Below are 875 nucleotides of genomic sequence, written 5' to 3'. Positions count from 1 at the left end.
AGGAAATCGAACAGCGCTCCGGGGCGCTCGGGGAATTCGAAGCGGAACACCTGCTCCTGATCCACCCGCGCCGCATGACCACCGACGGTGTGGCGGATGTGCAGCTTGGCCAGTTCGTTGTCGGTCAGGTCTAGCACCGGAAAGCCCTGGTCGCGCAGCCCCTGCAGCAGCGCCTCGCGCGGATCGCGCTGCGGATGGGTCTGCACCCCGACGAAGATATGGGCTTCCTGGCCGGTGTGATAGCGATAGTTGAATTCGGTGATCTGCCGCCGGCCCAGGGCCTCGCAGAAGGCACGGAAGCTGCCCGGTCGTTCCGGGATGGTGACGGCGATGATGGCTTCGCGCTGCTCGCCCAATTCGGCGCGCTCGGCCACGTGGCGCAGCCGGTCGAAATTGATGTTGGCACCCGAATCGATGGCCACCAGCACCTGCCCGCCGGAGCCAGCGCGCTCGGCGTATTTCTTGATTCCCGCCACGCCCAGGGCGCCGGCCGGTTCGGTGATGGAACGGGTGTCATCGTAGATGTCCTTGATCGCCGCGCAGATCTCATCCGAGCTGACGGTGATCACCTCGTCGACATGGCGCCGGCAGATCTCGAAGGTGTGATGGCCGATCTGGGCCACGGCCACGCCATCGGCGAACAGCCCCACCCGCGGTAAGACCACGCGTTCATCGGCGGCCATGGCCTGCTGCAGGCAGTTGGAGTCGTCCGGTTCCACGCCGATCACCTTGATCTCGGGGCGTAGATACTTCACATAGGCCGCAATACCAGCGATCAGGCCGCCACCGCCCACCGGGACGAAGATGGCATCCAGGCGACCGGGGTGCTGGCGCAGGATCTCCATGGCCACGGTGCCCTGGCCGGCGATGACGTC

General features: G+C 65.9%; 1 protein-coding gene. It reads right to left on the bottom strand.

Features of this window, described 5'->3' with window-relative positions:
* Window positions 1-875 (bottom strand): threonine ammonia-lyase, biosynthetic (gene ilvA, locus FSV73_RS25430; protein ID WP_145013139.1); only part of this gene is annotated, 875 nt, incomplete at both ends.

It is taken from the genome of Pseudomonas oryzihabitans (assembly GCF_007665395.1).
GTDB lineage: Bacteria > Pseudomonadota > Gammaproteobacteria > Pseudomonadales > Pseudomonadaceae > Chryseomonas > Chryseomonas psychrotolerans_C.
The sequence above is the reverse complement of the archived record's forward strand: the minus strand, read 5'-3'. Positions and strand labels throughout refer to the sequence as shown.